We start from the raw sequence: 21,930 nt of genomic DNA, 5'->3' as shown, positions 1-21,930 counted from the left end.
CCGCCCCTTCTCTTTCTCGTGGGCATTCGCTAAGGTTGGGGAATGCCTACGAGAACTATCGTCATCGCGGGAACGCACAGCGGATGCGGCAAGACCACAGCCAGTCTGGCGCTCATGGCGGCGCTGGTGCGCCGTGGCTTCACGGTCCAGGCCTTCAAGGCCGGGCCGGACTTCATCGACCCCGGCCATCACGAGGCCGTCACAGGCCGCCCCAGCCATAATCTGGATGGCTGGATGATGGGCGAGGCCGGAGTGCGTGAGGTTTTCTCGCGCTACGCCGCCGATGCTGACGTGGCCGTGGTGGAAGGGGTCATGGGCCTGTTCGACGGTTTTTCCGGCAGCAGCGAGGAGGGCACCACCGCGCAGTTGGCCAAATGGCTCGACGCCCCGGTGGTGCTGGTGGTCGATGCCCGCTCCATGGCCCGCTCCGCCGCCGCCATGGTCAAGGGCTACGCCGAATTCGACCCCGAACTGAACATGGCAGGGGTCCTGTTCAACCGCATCGGCTCCGACAATCATAAAAGCATCATCGAAGAAGCCATGCTCGATCTGCCCGGCATCCTGCCGCTGGGCTTCCTGGCCCGCAACGAAAAATTGGCCCTGCCCTCGCGCCATCTGGGGCTGGTTACAGCCGAGGACCACAAACTGGACGACGAGATGGGCGGACGCCTGGCCCGCTGGATGGAGGATGGAGCCAATCTGGGCCGCCTGCTGTCCCTGGCCCCGGACCCGGCGCTCACGCTCCCCGAAGAGTCCACGACCGAAAGCACACCACCTCAAGCTCCTGACGTGCGCATCGGCGTGGCCCGCGACAGGGCTTTCTGTTTCTATTACCATGAGAATCTGCGCCTGCTTGCCGAGGCCGGAGCAGAACTCGTTCCTTTTTCACCGCTCATCGACACCGCCCTGCCCGCCGATCTGGACGGCCTGTATCTGGGCGGTGGCTATCCCGAGCTTCATGCCGAAACCCTCTCTACCAACGCGGGAATGCTTTCGGCCCTGCGTTCGTTTTGCGCGTCGAACAAACCGGTCTACGCCGAATGCGGCGGGTTCATGACCCTCATGCAGTCAATCACCGATGCCACAGGCCACAGGCATCCCATGGCCGGAGTCTTTCCCATGAACGCCGCCATGGGCGATCGCTTCCGGGCACTGGGCTATCGCGAGGCCGTCACCACGGCGGATTCCGCCTTCGGTCCGGCCTGGACCATGCTGCGCGGCCACGAATTCCATTATTCGTCCCTGACCGACATGGGAGACGGAGCCGAGGCCGTGTACAAGGTCCGCGACCGCAAGGGCTGGACCGACCTGCGCGAGGGCTTTACGGTGGGCAGAACCTTGGGCACCTATGTTCACGCCCACTTCATCTCCAATCCTGATGTGCCCGCAGCCTTTGTTCAGGCCTGCCGGGATAGCCGCAACGCCCAAGGCCCCACAGACGAGCCGGATGCCCTACCCCGGAGTCCCGATGTGTCCTGAGCTGCGTGAAGGCTTCACTACCGGAACCGCAGCCGCAGCCGCAGCCAAGGCCGCCACGCTCTTTCTGCTGACAGGGCAGCAGGCCAAGACAATGGACACCCCCCTGCCCCCTGGCGGACGACTGACCGTGCCCGTGGCAGACATCACCCGCGAAAGCCCGCGCACAGCTCGCGCAACGGTCATCAAGGATGGCGGAGACGATCCTGATGCCACGCATGGGCATACCATCGAGGTGTTGGTGGAACTGCGGCCGGATGTCGACCTGCCTCCACAAATCCTGGGCGGCAAGGGTGTCGGCACCGTCACCCTACCCGGCCTGCCTGTGCCCCCGGGTGAACCGGCCATCAACCCCGAGCCCCGCAAACAGATCGCCACGGCCGTAACAGAAGCCATCACCTCCCAGGACTTTCAAGGCAGCGTGCGTGTGACCGTGGAGGTTCCAGCAGGTGAAACCATCGCGCAAAAGACCATGAACCCGCGCCTGGGAATCGTGGGCGGTATTTCCATTCTGGGCACTCGAGGCACGGTCAAACCCTTCAGCCACGAGTCCTATGCCGCGTCCATCAAGCAGGCTCTGGATGTGGCGCTGGCACAAGGAACCACGCACATAGGCCTGTCCACGGGCGGACGCACCGAAGGTCTGCTTCGGGCCGACCTCCCGAACCTGCCCGAGACTGCTTTCATCCAGTTCGCGGACTTCTTTGCCCTGGCCCTGTCCGAAGCCGGGGCGCGCGGCTTCTCCGAAATCACCGTAGGCTGCTATTTTGGCAAGCTGGTCAAGATGGCCATGGGCTTTGAGTACACCCATGCCAAAGACACACGTATCGATTTTGACCGTCTGTCCCACTGGTGCAGAAAGGCCGGGTTGGACGCCAACCGTGCCGCCCAGGCCAAAGAAGCCATCACCGCGCGGCATGTACTGGAAATCGTTTTGGAAGATCCTGCAAAGGATGCTATAGTCGGGTCCATTGCGAAAAAGGCTCTGACTGTGGCCCGGGGCTTCGCAGGGGCAACACCCCGCATCAGCTACCGCGTCTATGGGTTCGACGGAGCCCCGCTGACCCACCTCACGGGAGAAGAGTAATGCCTATCCATGTCGTCGGCCTAGGCCAGGACCCTGACAACCTGCCCGACTATTCTGCCGGAATCGTGGAGCATGCCCAAGTGCTCTATGGCGGAGCCCAACTACTCGGATTTTTCGAGGATCACCCCGCCGAGAAGGTGCCCATCACAGCACCCCTGGATCAGCTCATCGAGCGCATCGCCGATGACCACAGCAACAAGAAAGTCGTGGTGGTCCTGGCCGACGGAGACCCGTTGTTCTACGGCATCGGCTCCACGCTGATCAATCACCTGCCTCCCGAAGACCTGTATTTCTACCCGGGCGTCACCTCGTTGCAGGTCGCCGCCGCCAAGGTCAAAATCCCCTGGCACGATGTGATCCCCGTGTCTTTGCATGGCCGCGACGACTACGGCCCGTTGTTCTCTGCCCTATTGAGCAATGACTGGGTCGCTGTGCTAACAGACGCCAAATCCGTCCCCTCGGCCCTGGCCCAGACCATTCTGGACCGTGGCGGCGAAACCCATTTCATGCACGTATTGGAAGACCTTGAGAGCGACAAGGAACGCGTGGGGCGCTTCACTCTGGACGAAGCCCGCAAAAAGACATTTTCCCCGCGCAACATCGTACTGCTGGAGCGCTGCTGCGAATCGGAAATCCCCTTGGGCATGGGCATCCCTGACGACCTGTTCATGCGCGAGAAGAACCTGATCACCAAGGGACCGGTACGCGCCACAAGTATCGCCGCCTTGAGGCTACGCCCGGACTCCCTGCTCTGGGATTTGGGCGCGGGTTGCGGTTCGGTAGGCATCGAGGCCTCCAGCGTCTGCCACAAGGGGCGGGTCTATGCCGTGGAAAAGAATGCAGACCGTGTGGCCATGATTCGCGAGAACATCCGACGCACCGGAGCCTATCTGGTGGACGTGCTGCATGGCCCCATGCCGGGCTGCCTGCACGACCTGCCGGACCCGGACCGCGTTTTCATCGGTGGCGGACTGGGCAAAGGCTCCGAGGTGCTTGAAGAAGCCTGCCGACGCCTGCAACCCGGCGGGCGGCTGGTGGCCAACGCCATCCTGCTGGACTCCCTGTACCGTGCGCGCAAGACCTTCGAAAACCTGGAATGGGAATTTTCAGTGACCCTTGTACAGGCCGCTGAGACCAAACCCCTGGCCGGCCAACTGCATCTGGCGGGCGTGAACCCGGTGTTCGTGCTCATTGCCGACAAACCGAAGGATTAACAATCCGAGTCCCGATGAATTCACGAGGGTATTTGAATGGAAATCATACAGGTCCAGACCAATGACCGTGAAGCACTGGTCGATATCACCAGCGAGGTTCGCAAACTGGTCAATTCCCACGGCTGGTCCGACGGTGCGCTGCTGCTGTACTGCCCGCACACCACCGGCGCGGTGACCATCAACGAGGGCGCTGATCCAGACGTGGTGCGCGACATCTTGGTCAATATGCGTGCGCTGATCCCGCACCACGGCGACTACCGCCACGCCGAAGGCAACTCCGACGCACACATCAAATCATCCCTGTTCGGCTGCGATCAGATGGTCATTGTGGAGGGCGGCAACATCCAACTCGGGACGTGGCAGAAAATCTACTTCTGCGAGTTCGACGGCCCGCGCAACCGCAAGCTATGGGCGCAGTTCTTGTCGAGCCAATAACAACCATACAGGCCTGACAACCATGAGCTATATCCACATCCCAACAACAGGTCCCAGCGACTGGAAACGATTTTTAGCCGCCCCAGAAAGACAATGGAAATCGGGCTATTCTGCGAAGGAACTGGCCCAGCGATGGGAAACGGCTAATGGATTCCCCGACGAGATCAACTCGATTCTCAAGGCAGAACAACTATTTACTCACGTAGAACCCCTTTTCGCCATTCCGGAATTCCAAGTGCCTCTCCCGGGTGGAAGCAGACCATCCCAGAATGACCTCTTCGTATTGGCCCGGACCGACAATGGACTTGTGGTCATTATGGTTGAAGGCAAAGCCTCGGAGTCCTTTGGTCCAACACTAGGGGAATGGAGACAGCAGAGTTCCAACGGCAGGCAGACAAGACTCGCCTATCTGCAACAGACCCTCGGCCTCAACCGGGACCTCCCAGACAGTCTCAGATACCAACTGCTTCACCGAACAGCTTCCCCCATCATTATCGCCCGCCGCTACCACGCCGTTGCAGCCGTGATGTTGGTGCATTCCTTCAGCAAAACCAACGAATGGTTCTCCGACTATGCAACATTTCTGAACCTGTACGGAATAAAAACAGACATCGGTGAACTGCATGAAATCATGGTCGGATCCCCCCTCAGAGTCTTCTGCGGGTGGGCCAAAGGCATTCCTGCAATTTAAGCCATGCCTTTTCCCTCGAAGCTTCCTTCCCTTCTCCAATAATCAGCTCAAACAAAAACGGGCCACGGCTTCCTGCGAAGTCATGGCCCGCAACGCATTGCCTACGGTGAGTAGCAGACGATTCTACTCCTTTTCTTCGGCCCGCCGTGCCCGGCGGCGCTCATGCCGCCCCAGCAGAGCCAATGTCACCATGGGCAGCACGGCACCCACAAGTGTCAGCGCGGCAATAAATTCAGGCTTGGGCATCAGCCCCAGAGACACGACCTCCATGGCCACGGCCGCAAACATGAACAGACCAAAGGTCATCACAGCCGAGGCAGCACCCACGTCTGTGTCCACTTCTTCCAGGGTCATGTGATTCGCCAACGGCCTGCTGAGCCCCATGAAGAACGAAACCACGAACATGGGCAGCGCAAAAATCCATGGTGACGCCGCCCCGCCGAGCAGGATCCCAGCACCACCCACAAAAAGCCCCACCAGTGAAAATTTGAGAATTTTCCATGACTCGAAGCCCACGCACAGCCGCGAACAGGCAAACGAGCCCGCCATCATGCCCAGGGCATTGAACCCGAAGGCCAGACCATAAGACTGGGCATCCAGACCGAAGTCCCGGATATAGATGTCCGCCGACCCGCCGATGAAAGCAAAAAAACCTGTAGGCATGATCGAGAACACCAGCGTGTAGATCACGTAGCGCCGGTTGGAAAGCAACACCCGGTACCGACTGACCACCGCGCCCAATCCGCCCGTGGTGCGTTCGAACTCCGGCTCGCGCAGCCTGAACCCGCCATACAATGCCGCCAGCGCACAGGTCCCCTGACAGATGAAAATCCAGCGCCAGGACAGGCTGCCCAACATCCAACCACCCAACATCGGCGCCAACATCGGGCACAGCGGCACGATGACACCGATCAAAGCCAGCACCTTCTGCCGATCCAGACCTTCATACAAATCCTTGGTCAGAGCCAAGGACAAGAACGAGGCCGCAGCCGCGCCCGTGGCCTGAGCCATGCGAGCCAGCACAAGCTGAGTGATGGAGCCGGAGGCTGCGCAGGCAAAGCTACCCACAATGTACAACAGCACTCCGCCCACCAGCACGGGCTTGCGCCCGATGCGGTCCGACAGCGGCCCATGCACCAGCAGGAAGAAGCTGAAGCATACGAAAAAGACAACCAGCGACAGATTGGCCTGAGCCAGCGAAATGCCCCACATGTCCTGCAGAGTCGGGATGGCTGGCAGATACATATCCGTGGACAGGGCGGGAAAAGCCGCCAGCAAAATGATCAGAACCAGATTGGGCATGTGATTTCCATAAGATCAGTGCGCCCCCATAAATCATGACGGCGCAGAAAAAGGCGTGGGGAAAATGGAGCTGTGGTTATTCGGCCTTCAGCTCGCGGGTCATGAGCTCGCGCACGGCCTCGCGCGGATCCTTGCCCTCATAAAGAACGGCATACAGCTGGTCGGTGATAGGCATGGGCACACCCAGCTTCTTGGCCAGATGATGCACGGATTCGGTGGTCTTCACACCCTCGGCCACTGCCTTCATATCCTTTAAAATATCATCCAGGGTCATACCACGCCCCAGAGCCAGCCCCACCTGCCGGTTGCGGGACAAGTCACCCGTGCAGGTCAGCACCAGATCGCCCATACCCGCCAACCCCTGGAAGGTGGCGGCGTCCGCGCCCAGAGCCACGCCCAAACGGCTCATCTCGGCCAGCCCGCGCGTGATCAGTGCAGCCCGGGCATTGTGCCCGAATTCCAGCCCGTCGGCGCAGCCCACGGCAATGGCGATGATATTCTTCAGCGCTCCGCCCAACTCGACGCCCCGGTAGTCCGGGTTGGAGTAAACCCTAAAAGCCTCAGTGGACAGGGCCTCACGCAGCTCTTCGCCCAAAGTCGCGTCTTCGCAGCCCAAGGCCACGGCCGTGGGAACCCCGGCGGCGACCTCCTTGGCAAAGGACGGACCGGAGATCATGGCAAAGCGGGGGGACATGTCCGACAGTTCCTGAGCCACGATGTCGGACATGGTTGCCAGGGTCTGAAGTTCCACGCCCTTGTTGGCGCAGACAATGACCGGACGCTCGGGCAAGAGGAGCTTGAACTCACCCAATGCCGCGCGGAAAAACTGGCTGGGTACCACAAAGACCACAAAGGAAGCCTCACTCACGGCCTCGGCTCTGTTCGTAGTCGCCAGCAGGCGCTCATCCAGGGACACGCCTGGAAGGTAAGTTTTGTTTTCATGCTCTTGGTTGATGGCATCCATCACCTCGGATTCACGAACCCAAAGGCGTGTCTCGGTTCCTTTGCCCGCCCAGGCATTTGCCAAGGCCGTTCCCCACGCGCCACCACCGATCACCGCTATCATCATATCCTCGGATCTCCTTGCGAATTCAAAAACGATTGCGGATGCAGCCGCCGGAGACTGTGTACCCTCGGACTTCGGGCCTTGGCAACCGCGTTATCCTTCAACTTCACAAGAATTTATACAGCCCGCACCATCGCACGGCTCCGAGGGCAATCATCCTATCCTCTGCCTGTTGCCAGCCGTCCAAGGGTCAGTTATCAATTGAGTCCCGCCTGCGCGGGTCAAACCATAAGGATATGAACATGGCCAAGCAATTCAGCGATACACAGCGCGAGATTCTGCGCCGAGTGCAAGGCACCCTGCCGGACAGCGCCACCCCCTTTGCGGATATCGCCGCCGAGGTAGGGACCACTGAGGACGAAGTTCTCACTCTGCTGAGAGAGATGAAGGACTCCAAGGAAATCAGACGATTCGGCGCAACCCTCCGTCATCAAAAGGCCGGGTATTCGCACAACGCCATGGTGGCCTGGCGCATCCCCGAAGGCGAAGACATTGATGCCATCGGCGAAGCCATGGCCCAGCGCTCCGAAATATCACACTGCTATATCCGACTCACCACCCCCGAGTGGACCTATAACCTTTACACCATGATCCATGGCCAGAACCCCGGCGATCACGCCCGAGTGGTCAAGGAGATGTCCGAGGCCACCGGCCTGACGGATTATGATGTTCTGGAAAGCGTCAAAGAGCTCAAAAAGACCTCCATGGTCTACTTCTAGGAGAAATCATAATGATCCATTCAAAACAGATGTTCCAACGTGCCCGGAAGGTCATTCCCGGCGGGGTCAACAGCCCCGTGCGTGCGTGCCTGTCCGTGAAAGCCGACCCGCTATTCATCGAAAGCGCCAAGGGCGCCCGTTTGCGTACCGTGGATGGTCCCGAATTGGTGGACTTCGTCATGTCCTGGGGTCCGATGATCCTGGGCTACGTCCACCCCGAGATCCATAAGGCCGCCACGGAAGCAGCCTTGCGCGGCACCAGCTTTGGTGCCCCCTGCGCCGCCGAGATCGAAATGGCCGAAGCCGTCATCGACGCCGTGCCCTCCGTGGACATGGTGCGCATGGTCAACTCCGGCACCGAAGCCACCATGAGCGCGCTCAGACTGGCGCGCGGCTACACTGGCCGCTCCAAGGTCCTGAAATTCGAGGGCAACTACCACGGACATGCGGACAGCTTCCTGGCCAGCGCCGGTTCCGGCGTCGCCACCCTGTCCATCCCCGGGACCCCTGGTGTGCCCGCCGAAACCGTGGCCCACACCCTGTTGGCTCCGTACAATAATCTGGAAGCCGTCAAAAAACTCTTTGCCGAGCACGGCGGCGACATCGCTGCCGTCATCGTGGAGCCCATGGCGGGCAACATGGGCTGCGTCCTTCCTGCCGAAGGATTCCTCGAAGGGCTGCGTGAAATTACCAAGGCCAGCGGCGCTCTGCTGATCTTCGACGAGGTCATCACCGGCTTCCGCCTGTCCTACGGTGGCGCGCAAAAGCGCTTCGGTATCACCCCGGACCTGACCACCATGGGCAAGATCATCGGTGGCGGCTACCCCGTGGGTGCCTACGGCGGGCGCCGTGAGATCATGGAGCGCATCGCCCCCTGCGGCGACGTCTACCAGGCAGGAACCCTGTCCGGTAATCCCGTTGCCATGGCCGCCGGGCTGGCGACCCTGAAACTGCTGGAGACTGCTGACTACAAGGGCCTGGAAGCCCGGACCTCCAAGCTCACCGACGAGCTGTCCGCCATCTTCCAGGAAAAGGGCATCCCCACGGCCATCAACCACATCGCGTCCATCTTCACCGTGTTCTTCACCGAGGGCCCGGTCACGGACTTTGAAAGCTCCAAGGCCGCGGACAGCGACCGCTACGCCAGCTACTACTCGCAGATGCGCGAATTCGGCGTGAACCTTGCGCCCAGCGCCTTTGAATGCTCGTTCACCTCCTTCGCCCACACCGAAGAGGACTACGACAAGTTCCTCTCCGCCGTGCGCAAGGTGGAACTGTAAGAAAATAAGGGGGCGCTGCCCCCTTTCCCCGCTCAAGGGAATATTTCCCTTGAGAATCCTTATTCCCGCCCCTGCTTCAGCGCACTGCGCTTGAATCAGGGGCGGAATGCAATAGGATGAACCTGATGTTTGAGCCCGAACCAGCCGCAACTCCTCATAATAGCCACCCTGCCACGGCCATCTATGCCCTGACCCCACAGGGGGCACAGCTGGGTCGGGTACTGGCCCAACAGCTGGACGGCGACCTGTTCGTGTCCAAGCGGCTGGCAGGTGGAAATTATGGAGAGCGAGACAGCTTCGACAGCCTGCCTCCTTTTGTGGGGGCGCAGTTCAAACAATATTCGCGTCATGTCTTCGTGGCAGCAGCGGGCATTGCCGTGCGCTGCATCGCTCCGCTATTGCAAGGCAAGGACCGTGACCCTGCCGTGGTGGCTCTGGACCAGCGCGGACGTTTTGTCATCAGTCTTGTCTCCGGGCATCTGGGCGGGGCCAATAATCTGGCCCTGGAGATTTCCAAAATAACTGCCGGGCAAGCCATTGTCACCACGGCCACGGACACCGAGGACCTGCCGTCCCTGGATGTACTGGCCCAGGAGCGCGGCCTGGCCATCGCCAATCTCGACATGGTCAAGGCCGTAAACATCGCCCTGCTCTCGGGAGAAACCGTACAGATCTTTGATCCACAAAACTGGCTGCGCCTTGCCCCCGAGCCCGGCAAAGAACATCCCTGGACCGCACATTTTCGCCCGGTGCACGACACAATGTCATGGGTCGAGGGGTTGCCCGGAGTCTGGGTGGACCACAAGGTCATCACCCCCGGCAAGGACTGCCTGCTGCTGCATCCTCCCTGCCTGGCCGTTGGCATCGGCTGCAAGCGCGGCACCCCGGCACAAACGATTCTGGACTGCATCCGCAATGTTCTGAGTCAGGCCCAACTGGCACCGGCCAGTGTGCTGGCTTTGGCCTCCATTACGGCCAAGCAGGATGAAGAAGGCCTGCTGGAAGCAGCTGCAACCCTTAACAAAGGGCTCTTCTTCTATGAACCCGGCGATCTGATCGGCATCCCTGTTCCCAACCCGTCCGAACGGGTCCAACAACTCATGGGCGTACCTTCGGTTTCCGAAGCCGCCGCCCTCAACTGCACAGGAGCCGAGACGCTCCTGGTGGAGAAGACCGCATGCAACGGAGTGACCGTGGCCGTGGCTCAGGTGCCCTGACCGTCATCGGGCTGGGCCCTGGCGATGCACAATTGCTATCACCTCAGGCGCTGGACGCCCTTGTGCGGGCCGAAACCATCGTCGGTTATGGCACCTATATTGACCTGATCGATCCCGACCTGCTCACGGGCAAGGAAGTGATCATCACGGGCATGAAAAAGGAAATGGACCGCGTAGCCGCCGCTGTGGATCGAGCGCAGGACGGATCAAATGTGGTTGTGGTTTCTTCCGGAGATGCAGGAATCTACGGCATGGCCGGCCTGGTCCTGGAAACCCTGGAGGCCAGAAATCTGCTGGAAGACATCCCGCTGCGCATTCTACCGGGCATTCCGGCCCTGGCTGCGGGAGCGGCCCTGCTTGGCGCACCGCTGACCCATGACTTCGCCGTCATCAGCCTCTCGGATCTGATGACTCCCTGGGAAACCATCGAGCAGAGAGTGACCCATGCCGCTGCCGCAGATTTTGCCATCGTGCTCTACAACCCGAAATCAAGACGCCGCGACTGGCAACTGCCACGTGCCCTGGAGCTCATCGCCGAGCACCGCAGTCCCGAGACTCCCGTGGGACTAGTGCGCAAGGCCTTCAGACCCGGGCAGGACGTTACGTCCTGTGCCCTTTCGGAATTCGACCCTGCCAGCGTGGACATGCTGTCCATCGTCTTCATCGGCAATTCCAACACCCGCCTCAGCGCTGGGCACATGATCACCCCGCGCGGCTACCTCGCCAAATACGGTCGCCCTTAAGCATTTCTACACAATGGACGATCTTTTATGATAAGGTCGCATAGCGTGGCACACCAAAAGAGATAATCGGTGCACTTTTTGCTAGATTTTTCATGGAATTGGATGCCAGCACCCGATTCGCCCTGAAAAATGAACAAAAAACCTCGCTAAACGGCATGGTTCAAGCGTTCGACAAACAAGGCGACATCTTGACATGGGGCCCGGCGTGCAATACTGAAACCTATGTGAATACTTTATCAATACCTTTTGAGGAGGAGTATCTGTGATGAAGAAATTTCTGTCCCTGGGTCTGGTTTGCGCTGCCCTTGTTTGTTTCTGCGCGCTGCCTGCCGTAAACGCCGCTGATGCGCCGGCTGACGGCCTGAAGATGGCTCACACCAAGAAGCCCGTTGCTTTCAACCATTCCACTCACACGAGCGCTGACTGTAAGGCCTGTCACCACACCTGGGACGGCGCTGCTGCTGTCAAAAAGTGTTCTGACGCCGGTTGTCACGACAATCTCGACAAGAAAGACAAGAGCGTGCACAGCTACTACCTGGCCATGCACAACAAGAAGGCCAAAGCCACTGATTCCTGCCTCTCCTGCCACGCCAAGACCGCTGGTAAGGACAAGGCTCTGAAGAAGCAGCTGGCTGGCTGCAAGAAGTCTGCTTGCCATCCTGAGTAAGCACACGGCATCAAGGGGCCGCTTAAGCGGCCCCATTTTTTCTTTCTCCCAGAACGTCAACCGCCGAGGTGAGCGATGGTCCCCGACGACGCCAACACCGAGGAAATCCTTGAACTGACTGACATCATCAAGAAAGGCGACCTTACCGAAGGTGGTGAGGACAACGACGATGACGTGGATATCAGTTTCGAGCAGGAACTCGAGGAACTCTTCTCCGAAGACGAAGATGAGTCCGGTGACGACGCCGCAGGCGGCGATGACGACGACATCGACCTCTCCAGCCTGGATGAAGAGCTGAACGCTTTGGATGGCGACTCCGATGACGACGACGATCTGGGCGATCTGTCCGACCTGGACGATCTGCTGGGTAACGACGTAGGTGCGGCTCCAGCCACAGAAGCTGCTACCGACACCTCGGCAGATGACGATCTGAACCTTGACGATCTCGACGACCTTCTGGGTGATGATCCTGAGCCCGAGACTGTTGCTGAGCCTGCTGCTGAGAACGATGACGACCTGAATCTCGATGACCTCGACGACCTTTTGGGCGACGACGACTCTGATGCGACGGCTGAACCCGAAGCGGACGACGACGATCTGAACCTTGACGATCTCGACGATCTTTTGGGTGATGATCCTGAGCCCGAGACTGCTGCTGAGCCTGCTGCCGGGGCAGACGACGATGATCTGAATCTGGATGATCTGGATGATCTGCTGGGCGATGACACTCCCGCCACTGATAGCGCCGCCGAGGATTTCGCCCAGGCTATCGTCGAGGAGCCAAGCGACCCCGAAGGCGAAACCGCAGTCAGCGAAGAAGACGCCTTCCCGGATCTGGACGGAGACCTGGATGGTCTGGATGATCTGGACGCCGCCATTGATGGATTGGACGATCTGGACGACCTCGGACTGGACGATGAAGACAGCACCTCTGACGCGACTCCAGAGGCTGCGGTGGAACCCACCCCTGCCCCAGCGCAAGAACCAGCTCAAATGGTGATGGACGGTCCTCCGGCCGTACTGCCCCAGCAGGCTCTGGAAGAATTGATCGCCCGACTGGAGCGAGTGGAACGGACGGTGACCGACGACCTGCAAGGTCGCCTGAGTGACATGATTTCCGAAATGGAAGGCCGCATGCCCGGCGCTGCTCCAGAAGCAGCCGCCCCCGCAGCCGACATCGATATGGATGCCCTCAAGGCTGAAATCAAAGCCGAAATCATGGCGGACATGGACAAGGAAATCGCAGCCGCCGCTGCCAAAGTCATTCGCGAAGAAATCGCAGCCCTGCTTGGCGGCAACGACTAACGCTCTTCCCGACCATTGAATTTCAAGGGCCCGTGGCACATGCCATGGGCCCTTCATCGTTGAAGGCTGCGGCTCGACTCCCACTCCTGCCCATGCTACAAGCCCCAAAAATGGGAGTGGCCTTTCGGGTTTTTTCCTTTTCCCGCCCGGCAAGCCAGATCGCGGTGGTCTAGGCCGTTTCCCCCCGGGCGGGTTTTCCCTTGAACGCAAACAAGTTGGAGGCTTCCTTGGATACGATGAAAAAGCATGCGCTGCAGGTCGCCAAGGAAATCACGGTCAAGTTCATTGAGATTGGCCGCATTTCACCCAGCAATTTTCCTGAATTCTTCTCAAGCATTTATAATGAAGTTCTGACGACCATCAGTACCGATTCTGCCTGCGAGACGGACACCGACACCACTACAAACGACTGACCCCAGCAAAGTACTCAACAATGATGAAAAACGACCCCAGAGAACAGGCCGGGCGAGTCTCCGGCATGTTTGGACGCATTTCCGGCTGGTACGATTTCCTGAACCATTTCCTGAGCTTGGGCATGGACATTCTGTGGCGACGCAAGCTGGTCAAGACGGTACGCCCTGGCCCCACAGGACGCTTTCTGGATCTGGCCGCCGGGACCATGGACGTCACCTGCGAGCTCAAACGCCGCTATCCCGAGGCACGCATCCTGGCCATGGACTTCTCCCTGCCCATGCTGGAACAGGGCAAGCCCAAGCTCGAATCGTTCAAATACGATGTCCAGCCCGTGCTGGCCGATGGACGCCTCCTGCCTCTGCCTGACAAATCCGTCGATGCAGTGACCATTGCCTTTGGCATCCGCAATATCCGTCCCCGAAGTGAAGCCTACGCCGAGATTCTGCGTACTCTTGCTCCGGGTGGCCGCCTGGCCATACTGGAATTCGGCTCATCCAGCCGTCCCATCTGGAAAGGCATCTACAATTTCTATCTGAATACGCTGCTGCCCCTGGCTGGCCGCATCATCTCCGGCGACAGGCAGGCCTACCAGTATCTGGCCGACACCATCGCCGACTTCCCCACGGCCACGGCCCTGGAAGACGAGTTGCGCGACGCCGGTTTCGTCAACGTCAGCCACGAGGCAATCCTTTCGGGTATCGTCAACATCCATGTGGCCGAACGCCGCATCTTCGAGGGTGATACATTCGTTGTCGGCGCTCCGCCCAAGTCCAAACCATCACCCGCTCCGGCCAAAACCAAAAAGACTGTTACCCCAAAGGCCGCAGCCAAAAGCGCAACCGAAGCGGCCCCTGCCCCGCAGGCCGGACAGACCATCACCCGCCGGGCAGCCAATCTCGAGGCTGGCTTGCAGGCCATGGACAAAGCGGTGCAGAGCGTGAAGCAGGCCAAGAAGAAAAAAGCTCCGGCCAAGGTCGCAACCCAAAAGACGCCAGCCAAGAAGACTGCCGCCAAGAAATCGCCAAAGGAAAAGGCTGCCCCAAAAAAGACGGCTGCCACCAAGACGTCAACAGCCAAAAAAACGACGAACAAGACGGAAACCAAGAAAAAGACAGCCGCGGCAGACAAGACTTCTTCGCCCAAGGCAACCCCGAAGAAGTCCACGGCAAAAAAGGCTACGCCAAAGCCAAAGAAGGCTGCCGCCAAGAAATCCGCGGCAAAAGACAAGAAAAAATAGGAATTACAGACGGGCCAGCCAGACCAGAAACAGTCCGGCAACGATTGCCACGCCACCGAGCAGACGAAGTTCCATGGGAGACCGCTCTGCCAGGAGCTTCAGCATCGCGTGCATCTGGTTGGCCCCAAGAAAATACGCGACACCTTCAAGAACAAAGGCAAGCCCCAGAGCTGCCAGAAAATAATGCCAATCAAACTGCATGCGACCCTCGTACCCGGTGCGTGGTACACTGTCCACCCCCGGCAACGATCAGCATGGCAGCAGGAGTATATTGACGCATGATCACCTTCAACGATCTCACTTCAAAAAGTAGGCCCATTGCCGTTGTCGGACTAGGTTATGTCGGACTGCCCCTGGCCGTTGCCCTGTCCGAGCATTTCTCGGTCATCGGATTCGATATCTCAGCCCAGCGCGTCCAGGAACTGAACACCTGCTATGACCGCACCGGCGAAGTGAATGACGAGGCTCTGAAGGCCACCACGGTGGAATACTCCTGCAATCCTGCAGACCTGAAACGCGCGGGACTGGTCATCGTCGCCGTGCCCACGCCCATCGACAAATTTCGCAGCCCGGACCTGCGCCCCGTGCGCTCAGCCTCTGCCACCGTGGGCAGCAATCTGGCTCCTGACACCGTCGTGGTATACGAATCCACTGTGTATCCCGGACTGACCGAAGAGATCTGCATCCCCATTCTGGAAGAACGCTCAGGGTTGACCTGCGGTCATGACTTCTTCGTGGGCTACTCCCCCGAGCGCATCAATCCCGGAGACAAGGTCCACACCCTGCAGACCATCGTCAAGGTCGTGGCCGGGCAGGACGATGCCACTGCCGACCTGCTGTGCGAAGTGTACAAGACCATCGTCACTGCCGGTGTGCATCGTGTGACCAGCATCAAGGTTGCCGAAGCGGCCAAGGTCATCGAGAACACCCAGCGCGATCTGAATATCGCCCTGATGAATGAACTGGCCCTGATCTTCGACCGCATGGAAATCGACACCCTGGAAGTTCTCGAAGCGGCTGGCACCAAATGGAATTTCCTGCCCTTCCGCCCGGGGCTTGTGGGTGGGCACTGCATCGGCGTCGACCCCTACTATCTGACCTTCAAGGCCGAGGCCATGGGCTTCCACCCCCAGGTCATCCTGGCCGGGCGCAGCATCAACGACTCCATGGGCAAATTCGTGGCAGAGACGGCCGTCAAGAAACTCATCTCCAAGGAATGCCTGATCAAAGGGGCCCGGGTGGGAGTGCTCGGACTGACCTTCAAGGAAAACGTCCCTGACCTGCGCAACACCAAAGTCGTCGATGTGATCGCCGAGTTGCAGGAGTACGGTGTCGAGGTGCTGGTCAATGACCCCATGGCCGACCCCGAGGAAGCCATACACGAATACGATATCGAACTGACCCCTTTGGATCAGATGTCCAATCTGGACGGCCTGATCCTGGCTGTAAGCCACGACCAATACCGGGAGATTGACCTTTCCGGCGACGGTCTGGCCCAAGTATTTTCCCACCCGTCAAAGGCAGTGGTCATGGACATCAAGGGCTTTTTCGATGGCCCGGCGCTGACCGCAAACGGCGTAGACTACTGGCGCCTGTAGGAATCGACATATGTCCGACATCCCCCGCATCAACTGCTGGCGCGAATGCTGACTGGGTTTCCGCGAGGTGAGTTCACACCTCAAGAACTTGCCCATGGGTGGTAAGCTGGAGGCAGAGGTAGATGGAGCTTCGATGTTCAAGATCGACATCCTTGCCGAGCATCACGGCGCATCGCAGATCGGCAAAGAGCTGTTGCCCTGCGGGCATCTGCTTGTGACTCTGGTCAAGGACTAGCCATGCTGGCCCTTTTCTTTGCCACAGCCAAGGAATTCTGCGCCGCCCTGCCCGGTTTCGAGGCCCCCGCACAGGGACACTGGCGGCAGACGATCATTGCCGGGAAGTCTGTTCTGGTCGCCGTGACCGGAGTCGGCCCTGTGAATGCGGCCCTGTGCCTAGGGCGAATGCTGGGAGTGGAACGCCCGACAGGCATCCTGAACCTGGGGGTGGCCGGAAGCTTTGACCTCGCCCTGCATCCCCTGGGCTCCATGCTCATCGCCAATACGGAAACCTGGCCTGAATACGGGCTGCGCACGGAGCAGGGAATCGACCCCAAAGGCATCGGATTTCCCCTGGCAAGCACACCCCAGGGGCCAATCCATGACTGTATCCCTCTGACCCCGACCAACGCAGCCCAGGCCATGGGACTTCATCTGCCCAGTGATTGGCCCCTTGGAGCGAGCCTGACCGTATCCGCTGCAACCGGCACCGAGAACCATGCCCGCAACCTGCAACAGCGCTACCAGCCTGCCATGGAAAACATGGAAGGCTTTGCCCTGGCACTGGGATGTCTGCACGCCGATCTCCCATTCCTGGAAGCCCGGTCCATCTCCAATGTCGTCGGTTCCCGCGACAAGGATCATTGGGATCTGGCTGGTGCACTGGCAACCCTCGCCACAGCCATCTCCGAACTCTTCGAGGCCTGAACAAAGGGCCGGACGCTCTGGACAGGGCATGACCTCTTCCCGTAGATTACCGGCTCCCAACTTTCCTTCCATCAAGGACATATCGTGAATGCACCACTAACCGTCGCCATCTCCCCGTGTCCCAATGACACATTCATCTTCGGGGCATGGATCCTTGGCCTGACCCCGGACAGGACGGGCAGACCTGCGCGCTTTGCCTGGGCGGATGTCGAGGAATTGAACCGAGCCGCCGAAAGGCAACGGTTCGACGTGATCAAGATGAGTGCGGCCACAGCTCTGGAACTGGAAGAACACTACGAAATTCTGCCGACCGGCTCGGCCTTCGGAGCCGGAGTCGGCCCTAAGCTCGTGGTTCGCCCTGATGGCCCCCAGCGCCCGGCAACCATTGCCGTACCTGGCCTCAAAACCACAGCCTTTGCCGTGCTCCGTGCCGCCCTGGGTCACGACTTCAGCCCGGTGCCCATGCTTTTTTCGAATATCGTGGATGCGGTCGCCAACGGAAAAGTGGATGCGGGCCTGCTGATTCACGAAACAGCCCTGGTCTATGATCGCTACGGCCTTGAGCTACGGCTGGACCTGGGCGCCTGGTGGGCCGAACAGGGTGCGGGCACTCCCATGCCGCTAGGAGTCATCGCCGTTCGCCGCTCCCTGCCGGAGTCCCTTCGTCAGGGCGTGGCTCAAACTCTCCGGGCCAGCCTGGAACTGGCCCGTAAGGACAGTGCACCAATCTGGCCACTCATCCGAGCCCTGGCCCAGGAATTGGACAACGCAACGCTCAACGCCCATATCAAGGCCTATGTAACTGATATGAGCCTCGATATGGGGCCCATGGGCGTATTGGCCCTTGACAGGCTCAGAACCATCACGCAAAACCCGTAGCACCCGAAGGACGGCGAATCCCTTGCTTTATCGGGTTGAAACCGGATACGAAAACTCATGAACGACATCTTGAAATACCTTGAAGGCGAACTGCCTCGCATCAACGCCTTTCTCGAAGCCGAGGCCAACAAGCTGGACGGCGTTGTGCAGCCCGCGGTGAAACACGTCCTCGGGGCTGGCGGCAAACGCCTACGGCCGCTGTTGGCCCTGCTCACCGCGCACGCCCTCGAGACCGAAGCCGACCTGTATCCTCTGGCCTGCTCGCTGGAACTGCTGCATTCCGCCACCCTGCTGCACGACGATATCCTGGACGACGCCGAGCTGAGGCGCGGCCAGGAAGCCGCGCACCTGACCTTTGGCAAGGGCAGCACCATCCTGGCCGGAGACGTGCTGCTGGCCCTGGCCAATCGCCTGGTGGCAGACTACGGCATCCCCCGGCTGACCTCGGTCCTGTCCGAGGCCATCATGCTCACGGCCACGGGTGAGGTGAAAGAGATTGCCAATGTGCGAAATGTCGATCTCTCCCGCGATGATTACATGGACATCATCACGGGCAAAACTGCGTATCTTTTCCAGGCCGCTGCTGAATGCGGCGCCATCCTCTCGGGCAAAGGCCCCGAAATGGAGCAGGCAGCCCACGCCTATGGCCTGAATTTGGGCATCGCCTTCCAACTGGTGGATGACGCCCTTGACTACGTCTCGCCCTCGGATGTGATGGGTAAGCCCTCGGGCGGTGACCTGCGAGAAGGCAAGATGACCCTGCCGCTGATCACGTACCTGGCGACCCTCGATGAAAAAGAGCGCACCGAACTGCTGGATCAGCTTGTCGCAGACTCCTTCACGGATGAGGATATCCAACGCATCACAGGTGAAGTGGTTGACGGCGGACACGCCGAGGCGACCCGAGACGCCGCCAAACATTATGCAGACAAGGCTCGCAAGGCGCTGGACGCCTTCCCCGATACCCAGGAAAAAAGTATCATGGACTCCATTCTGGACTTCGTGATCTCCCGGGCAAAATAACCCGGTACAGGACGCATCATGGCAGACACCACCGGAAAGACAATCCTGCGTTCCGTGAGAAAGGGACTGGAACAGGCCTTCCCCCCTGTCATGGCGCAGCTCTTGCGCGAACTCGTCAAGCCCAATCCCGATTTTTCCGACATCGCCAAGGTCATCGGCATGGACCCTGTGATGTCGGCAGCGGTCCTGAATCTGGTCAACTCTCCATTCTACGGTCTGACCCAGAAAGTCATCACCCTGCAACGCGCCGCCGTTGTCCTGGGCACCAAGGAAATCCTGAAGATCGCCCTGTCCGTGTCCTTTGTGAAGGACAGCAAAGCCGATCACAAGGAAAACGCCGAGGATGCGTTTTCCAACTGGCGACTGGTGGTCTGGTCGGCCATTGCAGCCGAACTCATCGCAGAGCGACTCTGCCCGGAGTTGACGGATCAAGCCTATCTCAACACCCTGCTCAAGGATCTTTCCCTGCTGCTCATGAGCCGCGCTGCGCCCGAGGAAGTTCCCGAACTGCTCAGGCAGGATTCACTGATGTGCCTGAAGCCCGAGCAACTCGACATCGAGCGCAAAGCCTGGGGCATGAGCCACCCCGAACTGACGGTGCGAGCCCTGGAGGAATGGAGCATTCCTGACCTGGGCAACGAATGCATCACCAATCATCACGATGTAGAGCATCTGGACAACTACCAGCCCATGACCCAGGCCGTCATTCTGGCCACGCAATGGTCGGAACTGGTCAATGGTTGCGACAGGGACCCCGTCCTGCTCGTCCAGTTCGAAATCCTCATGAAGCGCAAGCTTGGCGTTTCCTCCGAGGAGATCGAGGAGCTCCGCCTGACCTGCCTGCACCGGTTCCGCTCTATGCTCGCGATCCTGGACCTGGCAGAAGCCGATCCCATCCAGCGGCTGTACGAGCACTCGGTTCAGGCCATGCAAAACCTGTATTTCCAAAGCATGGAAATCAATACCGTCGCAGGTGGCCCCAAATCACTGGCTCGCGTCATTGCCCGCCACCTGCGCTGGAATTTTGATGTGGAGAATTGGGAGCTGACCCTGCGCTCGCCCCTGGATGAGTCCTGGACGCTGATCGCCCCGGACAAGGACGGTGGCATTGAGGACCGGGCTACGGCCGAATTGGACATCGATCTGCCCTGGACACTCACCAAGAGCCGTTTCCTGCTCATTGCCTCAGGCGAAAAATGGGGCGAATTGCGAGCACGCTGCGCTGGCTTGTCGCAGGAAACACTCCAGGAGCTTGCGCTTTACATCCGCTTCCTTTCACGGGCCTACGAACAGTACTGCCTGCGCCATGCCGTGATGGAATCCAAGGCCCGCACCCTGGACGCATTGCCTGTGGGCGTGGCCCGGCTGGACATGCGCGGCCGCATCGTGGAGTGCAACAACACCTTCTACGAATTTCTTGGCAAACCGGAAAACCCCAAAGGCCGGGACATCCTGGACTGCATGGCTCTGCTGGACATCATCGGTGCAGACACCGAATGGCGACTCTTCCTGGGCAATGACAGCAAGGATGTCTACAGCAAGATTCTGTGCCTGCCCAACAATGAGGGACTGGACACCCACCGCTGCATGTACCTCTCCGCCCACAAGGAGGGCGGCGCCGGGGATACGAGCATCCTTTTCCTGGCCGAAGACATTACAGAGGTCTCGGAGCTGGAGGTACAGGCCCTCAAGCACGGCGAGTTCATGGAGCAGCTGGTGGAATCCATGCAGGATCTGGTCATGACCGTGGACGCCAGCGGCCGCATCACCTTTGCATCCCCGCGTCTCTCCCATCTGCTGATCGGACGCAATCTGTTCACCATAGCCAAGCCCGTAGGCGCCTTCAGTGGTTCCTGGGCCCCGGCAATGTTGGCCTCGACCGAGGGCGCGGTGGAAGTCATCATGCAACTCAGGGACGGCAGCTTCAAATCCATGGAGCTGATGATCTCGCTGCTCAGGGGCAACCGTCCCGACACCCCGACCTACCTCGTGGTCGGGCGCGACCTGACCGCCGTGCGTCGCCTCGAAGAAAAACTCAAGCGCCAGGCCATCTATGACGGCCTGACCGATCTGTATAATCACTACCAGTTCCATGCCCTGCTGAACCGTGAAGCCCGCCGATCGCAGCGCACTTCCCGACCCATGGGACTGATCTTTTTCGATCTGGACGGATTCAAGGAGATCAATGACCGCCTTGGACATCAGGCCGGAGATCAGGTTCTCAGGGATGTGGCCGAAGCCATCCGTGACAAGGGCCGCCAGGGCACGGACTTCCCCTGTCGCTACGGCGGCGACGAATTTGCCGTCATTGCCACGGACGTTGGCGACGGCGGTTTGCAGGTCCTTGCCCAGCGCATCAAGAAATCCATCGATGACAACTTGAAGGGCGAGGTACGCATCAGCCTGGGGCTGGCATTGCTCGAAGAAGGCGAAAGCCCCGAAATGCTCCTGAAACGCGCGGACCATGCGGCGTATGCCGCCAAGTCACGCGGGGGCGACCAGATTGTAGAAGCCGGGGAATAGAAGCACAGCCGGTCACCCTCCCGGCATTCCTTGGTTTTTTTTTCGGAGCCCGACAGGCTTTGTATTTTGAATTTTGTGCGGTACAGTCGCCCCCGGCGCGGCTGCGCCGTTTCCTTTTTGCGGCATCCGC

The 21,930-nt window shown here is 59.6% G+C and carries 23 protein-coding genes; 20 read left to right on the top strand and 3 right to left on the bottom strand.

Going from position 1 to position 21,930, the window contains the following annotated elements; genetic code table 11:
• Nucleotides 1-42: 42 nt before the first annotated feature.
• Genes EL361_RS14820 through EL361_RS14800 form a run of 5 tightly spaced genes read left to right on the top strand, consistent with a single transcriptional unit; the run spans nucleotide 43 to nucleotide 4,903 of the window.
• Entirely contained in the window at nucleotides 43-1,479 is a 1,437-nt protein-coding gene (locus tag EL361_RS14820) for a cobyrinic acid a,c-diamide synthase CobB (protein WP_126380727.1), read from the top strand.
• A complete protein-coding gene (locus tag EL361_RS14815; protein ID WP_126380726.1) occupies nucleotides 1,469-2,563 on the top strand; it encodes a cobalt-precorrin-5B (C(1))-methyltransferase in 1,095 nt (364 codons plus the stop codon). The genes EL361_RS14820 and EL361_RS14815 overlap by 11 nt, the downstream gene beginning before the upstream one ends.
• On the top strand, nucleotides 2,563-3,777 hold the full coding sequence (gene cbiE, locus EL361_RS14810) for a precorrin-6y C5,15-methyltransferase (decarboxylating) subunit CbiE (protein WP_126380725.1): 1,215 nt from the start codon (nucleotides 2,563-2,565) through the stop codon (nucleotides 3,775-3,777). The genes EL361_RS14815 and cbiE overlap by 1 nt, the downstream gene beginning before the upstream one ends.
• Before the next feature lie 36 nt (nucleotides 3,778-3,813).
• The gene (locus tag EL361_RS14805) at nucleotides 3,814-4,212 is read left to right on the top strand and encodes a secondary thiamine-phosphate synthase enzyme YjbQ (RefSeq protein ID WP_126380724.1); all 399 of its coding nucleotides are present in this window, start codon (nucleotides 3,814-3,816) and stop codon (nucleotides 4,210-4,212) included.
• 22 nt (nucleotides 4,213-4,234) lie between these two features.
• Entirely contained in the window at nucleotides 4,235-4,903 is a 669-nt protein-coding gene (locus tag EL361_RS14800) for a DUF6946 family protein (protein ID WP_126380723.1), read from the top strand.
• Between the two features lie 123 nt (nucleotides 4,904-5,026).
• Here the strand turns inward: EL361_RS14800 and EL361_RS14795 are convergent, their stop codons facing one another.
• Entirely contained in the window at nucleotides 5,027-6,205 is a 1,179-nt protein-coding gene (locus tag EL361_RS14795; protein WP_126380722.1) for a Bcr/CflA family efflux MFS transporter, read from the bottom strand.
• A gap of 76 nt (nucleotides 6,206-6,281) precedes the next feature.
• Complete coding sequence (locus EL361_RS14790) at nucleotides 6,282-7,274, bottom strand: NAD(P)H-dependent glycerol-3-phosphate dehydrogenase (protein WP_126380721.1); 993 nt, start codon at nucleotides 7,272-7,274, stop codon at nucleotides 6,282-6,284.
• Nucleotides 7,275-7,513: 239 nt separating this feature from the next.
• On the opposite strand from EL361_RS14790, the gene ahbB reads away from it, so the two are divergent.
• The 9 genes from ahbB to EL361_RS14750 all read left to right on the top strand — a co-directional run bounded on the left by ahbB (nucleotide 7,514) and on the right by EL361_RS14750 (nucleotide 14,853).
• Nucleotides 7,514-7,990, top strand: a complete 477-nt coding sequence (gene ahbB, locus EL361_RS14785; protein WP_126380720.1) for a siroheme decarboxylase subunit beta — start codon at nucleotides 7,514-7,516, stop codon at nucleotides 7,988-7,990.
• Between the two features lie 11 nt (nucleotides 7,991-8,001).
• Nucleotides 8,002-9,270 (top strand): glutamate-1-semialdehyde 2,1-aminomutase, encoded by a 1,269-nt coding sequence (gene hemL, locus EL361_RS14780; protein ID WP_126380719.1) that lies wholly within the window; start codon nucleotides 8,002-8,004, stop codon nucleotides 9,268-9,270.
• Nucleotides 9,271-9,395: 125 nt separating this feature from the next.
• On the top strand, nucleotides 9,396-10,487 hold the full coding sequence (locus tag EL361_RS14775; protein WP_126380718.1) for a cobalt-precorrin 5A hydrolase: 1,092 nt from the start codon (nucleotides 9,396-9,398) through the stop codon (nucleotides 10,485-10,487).
• Nucleotides 10,448-11,230 (top strand): precorrin-3B C(17)-methyltransferase, encoded by a 783-nt coding sequence (cobJ, locus tag EL361_RS14770; RefSeq protein ID WP_126380717.1) that lies wholly within the window; start codon nucleotides 10,448-10,450, stop codon nucleotides 11,228-11,230. Before EL361_RS14775 ends, cobJ begins: the two co-directional genes overlap by 40 nt.
• Before the next feature lie 92 nt (nucleotides 11,231-11,322).
• Nucleotides 11,323-11,496, top strand: coding sequence for a hypothetical protein (locus EL361_RS17135; protein ID WP_172961779.1), 174 nt, complete (start codon nucleotides 11,323-11,325; stop codon nucleotides 11,494-11,496).
• Complete coding sequence (locus tag EL361_RS14765; protein ID WP_126380716.1) at nucleotides 11,496-11,897, top strand: cytochrome c3 family protein; 402 nt, start codon at nucleotides 11,496-11,498, stop codon at nucleotides 11,895-11,897. The genes EL361_RS17135 and EL361_RS14765 overlap by 1 nt, the downstream gene beginning before the upstream one ends.
• Nucleotides 11,898-11,972: 75 nt before the next feature.
• Nucleotides 11,973-13,202, top strand: a complete 1,230-nt coding sequence (locus EL361_RS14760) for a hypothetical protein (protein WP_126380715.1) — start codon at nucleotides 11,973-11,975, stop codon at nucleotides 13,200-13,202.
• Between the two features lie 227 nt (nucleotides 13,203-13,429).
• Complete coding sequence (locus EL361_RS14755) at nucleotides 13,430-13,615, top strand: hypothetical protein (RefSeq protein ID WP_126380714.1); 186 nt, start codon at nucleotides 13,430-13,432, stop codon at nucleotides 13,613-13,615.
• Nucleotides 13,616-13,635: 20 nt separating this feature from the next.
• A complete protein-coding gene (locus tag EL361_RS14750) occupies nucleotides 13,636-14,853 on the top strand; it encodes a ubiquinone/menaquinone biosynthesis methyltransferase (protein ID WP_232034802.1) in 1,218 nt (405 codons plus the stop codon).
• Nucleotides 14,854-14,856: 3 nt separating this feature from the next.
• Here EL361_RS14750 and EL361_RS14740 read toward each other — a convergent pair whose 3' ends face one another.
• Nucleotides 14,857-15,054: a DUF2065 domain-containing protein gene (locus EL361_RS14740; RefSeq protein WP_126380713.1), complete on the bottom strand. Its 198-nt coding sequence runs from the start codon at nucleotides 15,052-15,054 to the stop codon at nucleotides 14,857-14,859.
• A 77-nt stretch (nucleotides 15,055-15,131) separates the two neighbouring features.
• On the opposite strand from EL361_RS14740, the gene EL361_RS14735 reads away from it, so the two are divergent.
• The 6 genes from EL361_RS14735 to EL361_RS14715 all read left to right on the top strand — a co-directional run bounded on the left by EL361_RS14735 (nucleotide 15,132) and on the right by EL361_RS14715 (nucleotide 21,800).
• The gene (locus tag EL361_RS14735) at nucleotides 15,132-16,451 is read left to right on the top strand and encodes a nucleotide sugar dehydrogenase (RefSeq protein WP_126380712.1); all 1,320 of its coding nucleotides are present in this window, start codon (nucleotides 15,132-15,134) and stop codon (nucleotides 16,449-16,451) included.
• Nucleotides 16,452-16,545: 94 nt separating this feature from the next.
• On the top strand, nucleotides 16,546-16,686 hold the full coding sequence (locus EL361_RS17130) for a hypothetical protein (protein ID WP_172961778.1): 141 nt from the start codon (nucleotides 16,546-16,548) through the stop codon (nucleotides 16,684-16,686).
• 2 nt (nucleotides 16,687-16,688) lie between these two features.
• Nucleotides 16,689-17,375, top strand: a complete 687-nt coding sequence (gene mqnB, locus EL361_RS14730; RefSeq protein WP_126380711.1) for a futalosine hydrolase — start codon at nucleotides 16,689-16,691, stop codon at nucleotides 17,373-17,375.
• An 84-nt stretch (nucleotides 17,376-17,459) separates the two neighbouring features.
• Nucleotides 17,460-18,254, top strand: coding sequence for a 1,4-dihydroxy-6-naphtoate synthase (locus EL361_RS14725; RefSeq protein WP_126380710.1), 795 nt, complete (start codon nucleotides 17,460-17,462; stop codon nucleotides 18,252-18,254).
• A gap of 57 nt (nucleotides 18,255-18,311) precedes the next feature.
• Nucleotides 18,312-19,277, top strand: coding sequence for a polyprenyl synthetase family protein (locus EL361_RS14720; RefSeq protein ID WP_126380709.1), 966 nt, complete (start codon nucleotides 18,312-18,314; stop codon nucleotides 19,275-19,277).
• Nucleotides 19,278-19,295: 18 nt separating this feature from the next.
• Nucleotides 19,296-21,800, top strand: coding sequence for an HDOD domain-containing protein (locus tag EL361_RS14715; protein WP_126380708.1), 2,505 nt, complete (start codon nucleotides 19,296-19,298; stop codon nucleotides 21,798-21,800).
• The last annotated feature ends 130 nt before the right edge of the window (nucleotides 21,801-21,930 follow it).

Origin of the sequence: Desulfovibrio ferrophilus (assembly GCF_003966735.1) — a bacterium.
GTDB classification, from domain to species: domain Bacteria; phylum Desulfobacterota; class Desulfovibrionia; order Desulfovibrionales; family Desulfovibrionaceae; genus Desulfovibrio_Q; species Desulfovibrio_Q ferrophilus.
Note: the sequence above shows the minus strand (reverse complement) of the source record. Positions and strands in the feature narration are given on the sequence as shown.